This window comes from Shigella sp. FC1544 (assembly GCF_001722145.1).
Taxonomy (GTDB): Bacteria; Pseudomonadota; Gammaproteobacteria; order Enterobacterales; family Enterobacteriaceae; genus Escherichia; species Escherichia coli.
The window spans coordinates 1-10,513 of the sequence record NZ_MECT01000042.1 but is presented as its reverse complement, the minus strand read 5'-3'; the positions used below and the strand labels follow the sequence as shown (position 1 = coordinate 10,513).

Genomic DNA, 10,513 nt, shown 5'->3' with positions numbered 1-10,513 from the left:
AAAACCGTGTTGAGGCCAACGCCCATAATGCGTGCACTGGCGCGACATCCGACGCCATTCATGGCCATATCAATGATTTTCTGGTGCGTACCGGGCTGAGAGGCGGTGTAAGTGAACTGTAGTTGCCATGTTTTACGGCAATGAGAGCAGAGATAGCGCTGATGTCCGGCAGTGCTTTTGCCGTTACGCACCACGCCTTCAGTAGCGGAGCAGGAAGGACATCTGATGGAAATGGAAGCCACGCAAGCACCTTAAAATCACCATCATACACTAAATCAGTAAGTTGGCAGCATTACCCGCAGTTCATTACTTATACTGTAAATTTTTTTAACGTCATTGGTGGAGACAATTTCCGCAAACTTTCTTTTTACCGTCCAATAATCAATATTTCTATTGTGATTGTTAACCACTGCGTGCATTGGCGGGATTGAAGGGTGAAAAATATGTGCAATTGGGAAGCCTTTCATTGATGCCTGCCTTGTCGTCATGACAAACAATAATAGATGCTTATTTTCCTCGCACGACACTCACGCACTATCAAAAAACGCTCATTTACCCGGCGTTACAGTAAACGAAGCAACATTCTGTGTCCTACGCTGATGTAAAGCACAGTGAAAATTCCCCTTGTTGACTTCGTCTGACCTTATCGCGGCGACCAGCAATTATTCGTTTTGTGATCCTCAACACAAAATGCTATTCGTCGCCTATGAGGGGAGAAGAATTTATGGAAAACGATTGCATTCACAAAATCACGTCCTGTCAGAAGAGAAAAAGTTGACGTTAATCAATTGTTCGAGATGATCAATACCTGTATTCGAAATTTTAAAATATTGATAAAATAAATGTTTGTTCTCCAACAAATAGCGTGAAAAAATGTGACGTGCCGCAGTATTTATCGCTGAAAATGGTTTATTTATAATAAAATTTGAGAACTTGCTCATTAAATTTAACTCAAATTTTTCCTGGTAATTATCCGGTAATTGCTTGAAATATGGTCTCAGCCCCTTTTTTGTATTAACCACATAACGAATGATGTTATCGCCATAAAATATGGTTATCCCCGTCATTTTTTTTGATAAAAATCAGGGGTTATGCTGATTTTTATGCTTTAACTTGTTGATATTTAAAGATATTTAATTGTAATAACGATACCCTGGAAAGTAATGAAAGTTAATTTGTGAGTGGTCGCACATATCCTGTTCATTTCATTTTGATACACTTCATGCCGTCAATGAGGTAATTAACGTAGGTCGTTATGAGCACTATTCTTCTTCCGAAAACGCAGCACCTGGTAGTCTTTCAGGAAGTCATTAGAAGTGGCTCTATCGGCTCGGCTGCAAAAGAATTAGGGTTAACTCAACCGGCCGTCAGTAAAATCATTAACGATATTGAAGATTATTTTGGTGTGGAATTAGTGGTGCGGAAAAATACCGGTGTAACATTAACACCTGCCGGTCAATTGTTACTCTCCCGTTCCGAATCCATTACCCGTGAAATGAAAAATATGGTTAATGAGATAAGCGGTATGTCTTCTGAGGCGGTGGTGGAAGTCTCATTTGGTTTTCCTTCATTGATTGGTTTTACTTTTATGTCAGGGATGATCAACAAGTTCAAAGAGGTGTTCCCGAAAGCGCAGGTTTCTATGTATGAAGCGCAACTGTCTTCGTTCTTACCGGCAATCCGCGACGGTCGACTGGATTTTGCGATTGGTACGTTAAGTGCAGAAATGAAGCTTCAGGATTTACATGTTGAGCCGCTGTTCGAGTCCGAGTTTGTGCTGGTAGCCAGTAAGTCCCGAACATGCACCGGCACCACCACGCTGGAGTCGTTGAAGAACGAACAGTGGGTGTTGCCACAAACCAATATGGGGTACTACAGCGAGCTTCTTACTACGTTACAAAGAAATGGCATCAGTATTGAAAACATCGTTAAAACCGACTCAGTCGTGACAATTTATAATCTTGTTCTCAATGCTGATTTCTTAACTGTAATTCCTTGTGATATGACGTCACCTTTTGGTTCAAATCAATTTATTACTATTCCGGTTGAAGAAACATTACCTGTGGCACAATATGCCGCGGTATGGTCGAAAAATTATCGTATTAAAAAAGCAGCATCGGTTTTGGTGGAATTAGCCAAAGAGTATTCATCTTATAATGGGTGTAGACGAAGGCTATTAATAGAAGTTGGTTAGTTATTTGTTTTTATTTAAACATAAATAATCCACCTGTCTGTTTTGCAGGTGTCGGTTACGGTTACCTACATATTTAATTCAGGCGAAGAGGTTTTATAATGCATATTACATACGATCTGCCGGTTGCTATTGATGATATTATTGAAGCGAAACAACGACTGGCTGGGCGAATTTATAAAACAGGCATGCCTCGCTCCAACTATTTTAGTGAACGTTGCAAAGGTGAAATATTTCTGAAGTTTGAAAATATGCAGCGTACGGGTTCATTTAAAATTCGTGGCGCATTTAATAAATTAAGTTCACTGACCGATGCGGAAAAACGCAAAGGCGTGGTGGCCTGTTCTGCGGGCAACCATGCGCAAGGGGTTTCGCTCTCCTGCGCGATGCTGGGTATCGACGGTAAAGTGGTGATGCCAAAAGGTGCGCCAAAATCCAAAGTAGCGGCAACGTGCGACTACTCCGCAGAAGTCGTTCTGCATGGTGATAACTTCAACGACACTATCGCTAAAGTGAGCGAAATTGTCGAAATGGAAGGTCGTATTTTTATCCCACCTTACGATGATCCGAAAGTGATTGCTGGCCAGGGAACGATTGGTCTGGAAATTATGGAAGATCTCTATGATGTCGATAACGTGATTGTGCCAATTGGTGGTGGTGGTTTAATTGCTGGTATTGCGGTGGCAATTAAATCTATTAACCCGACCATTCGTGTTATTGGCGTACAGTCAGAAAACGTTCACGGCATGGCGGCTTCTTTCCACTCCGGAGAAATAACCACGCACCGAACTACCGGCACCCTGGCGGATGGTTGTGATGTCTCCCGCCCGGGTAATTTAACTTACGAAATCGTTCGTGAATTAGTCGATGACATCGTGCTGGTCAGCGAAGACGAAATCAGAAACAGTATGATTGCCTTAATTCAGCGCAATAAAGTCGTCACCGAAGGCGCAGGCGCTCTGGCATGTGCTGCATTATTAAGCGGTAAATTAGACCAATATATTCAAAACAGAAAAACCGTCAGTATTATTTCCGGCGGCAATATCGATCTTTCTCGCGTCTCTCAAATCACCGGTTTCGTTGACGCTTAATTAATTCGTTGAGGATAGGATATGAGTACTTCAGATAGCATTGTATCCAGCCAGACAAAACAATCGTCCTGGCGTAAATCAGATACCACATGGACGTTAGGCTTGTTTGGTACGGCAATCGGCGCCGGGGTGCTGTTCTTCCCTATCCGCGCAGGTTTTGGCGGACTGATCCCGATTCTTCTGATGTTGGTATTGGCATACCCCATCGCATTTTATTGCCACCGGGCGCTGGCGCGTCTGTGTCTTTCTGGCTCTAACCCTTCCGGCAACATTACGGAAACGGTGGAAGAGCATTTTGGTAAAACTGGCGGCGTGGTTATCACGTTCCTGTACTTCTTCGCGATTTGCCCACTGCTGTGGATTTATGGCGTTACTATTACCAATACCTTTATGACGTTCTGGGAAAACCAGCTCGGATTTGCACCGCTGAATCGCGGCTTTGTGGCGCTGTTCCTGTTGCTGCTGATGGCTTTCGTCATCTGGTTTGGTAAGGATCTGATGGTTAAAGTGATGAGCTACCTGGTATGGCCGTTTATCGCCAGCCTGGTGCTGATTTCTCTGTCGCTGATCCCTTACTGGAACTCTGCAGTTATCGACCAGGTTGACCTCGGTTCGCTGTCGTTAACCGGTCATGACGGTATCCTGATCACTGTCTGGCTGGGGATTTCCATCATGGTTTTCTCCTTTAACTTCTCGCCAATCGTCTCTTCCTTCGTGGTTTCTAAACGTGAAGAGTATGAGAAAGACTTCGGTCGCGACTTCACCGAACGTAAATGTTCCCAAATCATTTCTCGTGCCAGCATGCTGATGGTTGCAGTGGTGATGTTCTTTGCCTTTAGCTGCCTGTTTACGCTGTCTCCGGCCAACATGGCGGAAGCCAAAGCGCAGAATATTCCAGTGCTTTCTTATCTGGCTAACCACTTTGCGTCCATGACCGGTACCAAAACAACGTTCGCGATTACACTGGAATATGCGGCTTCCATCATCGCACTCGTGGCTATCTTCAAATCTTTCTTCGGTCACTATCTGGGGACGCTGGAAGGCTTGAATGGTCTGATTCTGAAGTTCGGTTATAAAGGCGACAAAACTAAAGTGTCGCTGGGTAAACTGAACACTATCAGCATGATCTTCATCATGGGCTCCACCTGGGTTGTTGCCTACGCCAACCCGAACATCCTCGACCTTATTGAAGCCATGGGCGCACCGATTATCGCATCCCTGCTGTGCCTGTTGCCGATGTATGCCATCCGTAAAGCGCCGTCTCTGGCGAAATACCGTGGTCGTCTGGATAACGTGTTTGTTACCGTGATTGGTCTGCTGACCATCCTGAACATCGTATACAAACTGTTTTAATCCGTAACTCAGGATGAGAAAAGAGATGAATGAATTTCCGGTTGTTTTGGTTATTAACTGTGGTTCGTCTTCGATTAAGTTTTCCGTACTCGATGCCAGCGACTGTGAAATATTAATGTCAGGTATTGCCGACGGTATTAACTCGGAAAATGCATTCTTATCCGTAAATGGGGGAGAGCCAGCACCGCTGGCTCACCACAGCTACGAAGGTGCATTGAAGGCAATTGCATTTGAACTGGAAAAACGGAATTTAAATGACAGAGTGGCCTTAATTGGCCACCGCATCGCTCACGGCGGCAGTATTTTTACCGAGTCCGCCATTATTACCGATGAGGTCATTGATAATATCCGTCGCGTTTCTCCACTGGCACCCCTGCATAATTACGCCAATTTAAGTGGTATTGAATCGGCGCAGCAATTATTTCCGGGCGTAACTCAGGTGGCGGTATTTGATACCAGTTTCCACCAGACGATGGCTCCGGAAGCTTATTTATACGGCCTGCCGTGGAAATATTATGAAGAGTTAGGTGTACGCCGTTATGGTTTCCACGGCACGTCGCACCGCTATGTTTCCCAGCGCGCACATTCTTTGCTGAATCTAGCGGAAGATGACTCCGGCCTGGTTGTGGCGCATCTTGGCAATGGCGCGTCAATCTGCGCAGTTCGCAACGGTCAGAGTGTTGACACCTCAATGGGAATGACGCCGCTGGAAGGCTTGATGATGGGTACCCGCAGTGGCGATGTCGATTTTGGTGCGATGTCCTGGGTCGCCAGCCAAACCAACCAGAGCTTGGGTGACCTGGAACGCGTAGTGAATAAAGAGTCGGGATTATTAGGTATTTCCGGTCTTTCTTCGGATTTACGTGTTCTGGAAAAAGCCTGGCATGAAGGTCACGAACGCGCGCAACTGGCAATTAAAACCTTTGTTCACCGAATTGCCCGTCATATTGCCGGACACGCAGCTTCATTACGTCGCCTGGATGGAATTATATTCACCGGCGGAATAGGAGAGAATTCAAGCTTAATTCGTCGTCTGGTCATGGAACATTTGGCTGTATTAGGCGTAGAGATTGATACAGAAATGAATAATCGCTCTAACTCCTGTGGTGAGCGAATTGTTTCCAGTGAAAATGCGCGTGTCATTTGCGCTGTTATTCCGACTAACGAAGAAAAAATGATTGCTTTGGATGCCATTCATTTAGGCAAAGTTAACGCGCCCGCAGAATTTGCATAATTTAGTTGAAGTATTGTAGAGAGATTATTTTTCATGAAGGTAGATATTGATACCAGCGATAAGCTGTACGCCGACGCATGGCTTGGCTTTAAAGGTACGGACTGGAAAAACGAAATTAATGTCCGCGATTTTATTCAACATAACTATACACCGTATGAAGGCGATGAATCTTTCCTCGCCGAAGCGACGCCTGCCACCACGGAATTGTGGGAAAAAGTAATGGAAGGTATCCGTATCGAAAACGCAACCCACGCGCCGGTTGATTTCGATACCAATATTGCCACCACAATTACCGCTCATGATGCGGGATATATTAACCAGCCGCTGGAAAAAATTGTTGGCCTGCAAACGGATGCGCCGTTGAAACGTGCGCTACACCCGTTCGGTGGCATTAATATGATTAAAAGTTCATTCCACGCCTATGGCCGTGAAATGGACAGTGAATTTGAATATCTGTTTACCGATCTGCGTAAAACCCATAACCAGGGCGTATTTGATGTTTACTCACCGGATATGCTGCGCTGCCGTAAATCTGGCGTGCTGACCGGTTTACCAGATGGCTATGGCCGTGGGCGCATTATCGGTGACTATCGCCGCGTAGCGCTGTATGGCATCAGTTATCTGGTACGTGAACGCGAACTGCAATTTGCCGATCTCCAGTCTCGTCTGGAAAAAGGCGAGGATCTGGAAGCCACCATCCGTCTGCGTGAGGAGCTGGCAGAGCATCGTCATGCGCTGTTGCAGATTCAGGAAATGGCGGCGAAATATGGCTTTGATATCTCTCGCCCGGCGCAGAATGTGCAAGAAGCGGTGCAGTGGCTCTACTTCGCTTATCTGGCGGCAGTGAAATCGCAAAATGGCGGCGCGATGTCGCTGGGCCGCACGGCATCGTTCCTCGATATCTACATTGAGCGCGACTTTAAAGCTGGCGTACTCAATGAGCAGCAGGCACAGGAACTGATCGATCACTTCATCATGAAGATCCGTATGGTACGCTTCCTGCGTACACCGGAATTTGATTCGCTGTTCTCCGGCGACCCAATCTGGGCGACGGAAGTGATCGGCGGGATGGGGCTGGACGGTCGTACGCTGGTGACCAAAAACTCCTTCCGCTATTTGCACACCCTGCACACTATGGGGCCGGCACCGGAACCTAACCTGACCATTCTTTGGTCGGAAGAATTACCGATTGCCTTCAAAAAATATGCCGCGCAGGTGTCGATCGTCACCTCTTCCTTGCAGTATGAAAATGACGATCTGATGCGTACTGACTTCAACAGCGACGATTACGCGATTGCCTGCTGCGTCAGCCCAATGGTGATTGGTAAGCAAATGCAGTTCTTTGGTGCACGCGCTAACCTGGCGAAAACGCTGCTCTACGCAATTAACGGCGGGGTGGACGAGAAGCTGAAGATTCAGGTCGGGCCGAAAACAGCACCGCTGATGGACGACGTGCTGGATTACGACAAAGTGATGGACAGCCTCGATCACTTCATGGACTGGCTGGCGGTGCAGTACATCAGCGCGCTGAATATCATTCACTACATGCACGACAAGTACAGCTACGAAGCTTCGCTGATGGCGCTGCACGATCGTGATGTCTATCGCACTATGGCATGCGGCATCGCGGGCCTGTCGGTGGCGACGGACTCCCTGTCTGCCATCAAATATGCCCGCGTGAAACCAATCCGTGACGAAAACGGCCTGGCGGTGGACTTTGAAATCGACGGTGAATATCCGCAGTACGGCAACAACGACGAGCGCGTAGACAGCATTGCCTGCGACCTGGTTGAACGCTTTATGAAGAAAATTAAAGCGCTGCCAACCTATCGCAACGCCGTCCCTACCCAGTCGATTCTGACTATCACTTCTAACGTGGTGTACGGCCAGAAAACCGGTAATACGCCGGACGGTCGTCGCGCCGGAACACCGTTCGCGCCGGGCGCTAACCCGATGCATGGTCGTGACCGCAAAGGTGCCGTGGCCTCATTGACGTCGGTGGCGAAACTGCCGTTCACCTACGCCAAAGATGGGATCTCGTACACCTTCTCAATCGTTCCTGCGGCGCTGGGCAAAGAAGATCCAGTACGTAAAACCAACCTTGTCGGCCTGCTGGATGGGTATTTCCACCACGAAGCGGATGTCGAAGGCGGTCAACACCTCAACGTCAACATAATGAATCGGGAAATGCTGCTGGATGCCATCGAGCACCCGGAAAAATATCCTAACCTGACAATCCGTGTCTCTGGCTACGCCGTGCGCTTCAACGCACTGACCCGTGAACAGCAACAGGATGTTATTTCACGTACTTTTACCCAGGCGCTCTGACGCCGGAGGATGTATGAAAAAGATTATCGAAACGCAACGTGCCCCAGGCGCAATCGGCCCTTATGTTCAGGGCGTTGATTTAGGCAGCATGGTCTTCACCTCCGGGCAAATTCCGGTTTGCCCGCAGACCGGTGAGATCCCGGCTGATGTGCAAGATCAGGCGCGTTTAAGCCTCGAAAACGTCAAAGCGATCGTGGTTGCTGCCGGGCTGAGCGTGGGCGATATCATCAAGATGACCGTGTTCATCACCGATCTGAATGATTTTGCCACCATCAATGAAGTCTATAAGCAGTTCTTCGATGAGCATCAGGCGACCTACCCGACCCGGAGCTGTGTGCAGGTTGCGCGTTTGCCGAAAGATGTGAAGCTGGAAATTGAAGCTATCGCAGTACGTAGTGCGTAAAGCCTCGTGAGCGGGACGGTCGCAAGGTCGTTCCGCTCCACTTCACTGAACGGCAATCCGAGGGTGTGGATATGATTAGTGCATTCGATATTTTCAAAATTGGGATTGGTCCCTCCAGTTCGCATACCGTGGGGCCAATGAATGCCGGAAAAAGTTTTATTGATCGGCTGGAAAGTAGCGGCTTATTAACCGCGACGAGCCATATTGTGGTCGATCTGTATGGGTCGTTGTCACTGACGGGCAAAGGCCATGCCACGGATGTCGCCATTATCATGGGACTGGCAGGAAACAGTCCGCAGGATGTTGTCATTGATGAGATCCCTGCATTTATAGAGTTAGTAACGCGCAGCGGGCGGCTGCCAGTGGCATCTGGTGCGCATATTGTTGATTTTCCTGTAGCAAAGAACATTATCTTCCATCCCGAAATGTTGCCTCGCCATGAGAACGGAATGCGGATCACTGCCTGGAAGGGACAGGAAGCGCTATTAAGTAAAACCTATTACTCTGTCGGCGGCGGGTTTATTGTCGAAGAAGAACACTTCGGCCTGTCGCACGATGTCGAAACGTCCGTACCTTACGATTTCCACTCAGCAGGTGAACTGCTGAAAATGTGTGATTACAACGGCCTGTCTATATCTGGCCTGATGATGCACAACGAGCTGGCGCTGCGCAGCAAAGCGGAAATTGACGCAGGGTTTGCCCGTATCTGGCAAGTGATGCATGACGGTATTGAACGCGGGATGAACACTGAAGGCGTGCTGCCTAGTCCGCTCAATGTGCCGCGTCGTGCCGTAGCGCTGCGTCGTCAGCTGGTTTCTAGCGATAACATCTCTAACGATCCGATGAATGTCATCGACTGGATCAACATGTACGCGCTGGCGGTTAGTGAAGAAAACGCAGCTGGCGGGCGCGTGGTAACGGCACCGACTAACGGTGCGTGCGGCATTATTCCGGCAGTGCTGGTTTATTACGATAAGTTCCGTCGTCCGGTAAACGAGCGGTCAATTGCCCGCTATTTTCTGGCAGCGGGGGCTATTGGCGCGCTGTATAAAATGAACGCCTCCATCTCTGGCGCGGAGGTCGGCTGTCAGGGGGAGATTGGCGTGGCCTGTTCAATGGCGGCGGCAGGGTTAACTGAACTACTGGGCGGCAGTCCGGCGCAGGTATGCAATGCGGCGGAAATCGCGATGGAGCATAACCTTGGGCTGACCTGCGATCCGGTTGCCGGACAGGTACAAATCCCGTGCATTGAACGTAATGCCATTAATGCCGTGAAAGCAGTAAACGCCGCGCGGATGGCGATGCGCCGCACCTCGGCACCGCGTGTTTCACTCGATAAAGTGATCGAGACGATGTATGAAACCGGCAAAGATATGAACGATAAATACCGCGAAACATCACGCGGAGGACTGGCCATTAAAGTGGTCTGCGGCTGACATTGCTGTCAGCTTTCATCCTTGGGTGCACAAATGTGCACCTTTTTTTTGTGATCTGCCGCAAATAGAGAATGAATATTCTATTGCGATTAATTTAGTAGAAAATTCTTATCCATCTCCGTTATTTCAAAGTCTTGATTGTGAAGATTTTCTCTGACCTCGCGCGTATCATTTCTTTATTCTAATAACTCGCCTGCAAAAACGTAGACCGCATATCGCCTTGATGCGGCTCGGAAAAAAATAATAAGCCCTACAAAATATTGAGCGAGAAATTAGGTGATGCTGCCAACTTACTGATTTAGTGTATGATGGTGTTTTTGAGGTGCTCCAGTGGCTTCTGTTTCTATCAGCTGTCCCTCCTGTTCAGCTACTGACGGGGTGGTGCGTAACGGCAAAAGCACTGCCGGACATCAGCGCTATCTCTGCTCTCACTGCCGTAAAACATGGCAACTGCAGTTCACTTACACCGCTTCTCAA

General features: G+C 48.0%; 10 protein-coding genes and 1 pseudogene. 8 read left to right on the top strand and 3 right to left on the bottom strand.

Annotated features, from left to right (window positions below):
* The 3 genes and pseudogenes from BGK49_RS03440 to tdcR form a co-directional block, all read right to left on the bottom strand.
* Positions 1 to 242: IS1 family transposase (locus BGK49_RS03440; RefSeq protein ID WP_001735704.1), on the bottom strand; the 242-nt coding region annotated here is incomplete at its 3' end.
* 45 nt (positions 243 to 287) lie between these two features.
* Positions 288 to 467 (bottom strand): annotated as a pseudogene (locus BGK49_RS03435) (hypothetical protein); the annotation flags it as partial.
* Between the two features lie 282 nt (positions 468 to 749).
* Entirely contained in the window at positions 750 to 941 is a 192-nt protein-coding gene (tdcR, locus tag BGK49_RS30835) for a transcriptional activator TdcR (protein WP_005043782.1), read from the bottom strand.
* 314 nt (positions 942 to 1,255) lie between these two features.
* Between tdcR and tdcA the strand changes: the two genes are divergently transcribed.
* From tdcA to BGK49_RS25235, 8 genes are all read left to right on the top strand, one after another.
* Positions 1,256 to 2,194, top strand: coding sequence for a transcriptional regulator TdcA (gene tdcA, locus BGK49_RS03425; RefSeq protein ID WP_000104209.1), 939 nt, complete (start codon positions 1,256 to 1,258; stop codon positions 2,192 to 2,194).
* A 98-nt stretch (positions 2,195 to 2,292) separates the two neighbouring features.
* The gene (gene tdcB, locus BGK49_RS03420; RefSeq protein WP_000548347.1) at positions 2,293 to 3,282 is read left to right on the top strand and encodes a bifunctional threonine ammonia-lyase/L-serine ammonia-lyase TdcB; all 990 of its coding nucleotides are present in this window, start codon (positions 2,293 to 2,295) and stop codon (positions 3,280 to 3,282) included.
* A gap of 21 nt (positions 3,283 to 3,303) precedes the next feature.
* Entirely contained in the window at positions 3,304 to 4,635 is a 1,332-nt protein-coding gene (gene tdcC, locus BGK49_RS03415) for a threonine/serine transporter TdcC (protein WP_000107720.1), read from the top strand.
* Positions 4,636 to 4,660: 25 nt separating this feature from the next.
* Positions 4,661 to 5,869 carry a propionate kinase gene (gene tdcD, locus BGK49_RS03410; RefSeq protein ID WP_005029401.1) on the top strand — a complete coding sequence of 403 codons (1,209 nt, stop codon included), beginning with the start codon at positions 4,661 to 4,663 and terminating at the stop codon, positions 5,867 to 5,869.
* Between the two features lie 33 nt (positions 5,870 to 5,902).
* Positions 5,903 to 8,197 (top strand): 2-ketobutyrate formate-lyase/pyruvate formate-lyase, encoded by a 2,295-nt coding sequence (gene tdcE, locus BGK49_RS03405; RefSeq protein ID WP_000861745.1) that lies wholly within the window; start codon positions 5,903 to 5,905, stop codon positions 8,195 to 8,197.
* A gap of 13 nt (positions 8,198 to 8,210) precedes the next feature.
* Positions 8,211 to 8,600, top strand: coding sequence for an enamine/imine deaminase (locus BGK49_RS03400; RefSeq protein WP_000719990.1), 390 nt, complete (start codon positions 8,211 to 8,213; stop codon positions 8,598 to 8,600).
* A gap of 71 nt (positions 8,601 to 8,671) precedes the next feature.
* Positions 8,672 to 10,036 carry an L-serine ammonia-lyase gene (gene tdcG, locus BGK49_RS03395; protein ID WP_000622117.1) on the top strand — a complete coding sequence of 455 codons (1,365 nt, stop codon included), beginning with the start codon at positions 8,672 to 8,674 and terminating at the stop codon, positions 10,034 to 10,036.
* Between the two features lie 330 nt (positions 10,037 to 10,366).
* Positions 10,367 to 10,513: IS1 family transposase (locus BGK49_RS25235; protein WP_001393286.1), on the top strand; the 147-nt coding region annotated here is incomplete at its 3' end.

Coding starts and splice junctions, on each gene's coding strand:
- tdcR (WP_005043782.1), bottom strand. CDS start 941: ATGAGCAAGTTCTCAAATTTTATTATAAATAAACCATTTTCAGCGATA.
- tdcA (WP_000104209.1), top strand. CDS start 1,256: ATGAGCACTATTCTTCTTCCGAAAACGCAGCACCTGGTAGTCTTTCAG.
- tdcB (WP_000548347.1), top strand. CDS start 2,293: ATGCATATTACATACGATCTGCCGGTTGCTATTGATGATATTATTGAA.
- tdcC (WP_000107720.1), top strand. CDS start 3,304: ATGAGTACTTCAGATAGCATTGTATCCAGCCAGACAAAACAATCGTCC.
- tdcD (WP_005029401.1), top strand. CDS start 4,661: ATGAATGAATTTCCGGTTGTTTTGGTTATTAACTGTGGTTCGTCTTCG.
- tdcE (WP_000861745.1), top strand. CDS start 5,903: ATGAAGGTAGATATTGATACCAGCGATAAGCTGTACGCCGACGCATGG.
- BGK49_RS03400 (WP_000719990.1), top strand. CDS start 8,211: ATGAAAAAGATTATCGAAACGCAACGTGCCCCAGGCGCAATCGGCCCT.
- tdcG (WP_000622117.1), top strand. CDS start 8,672: ATGATTAGTGCATTCGATATTTTCAAAATTGGGATTGGTCCCTCCAGT.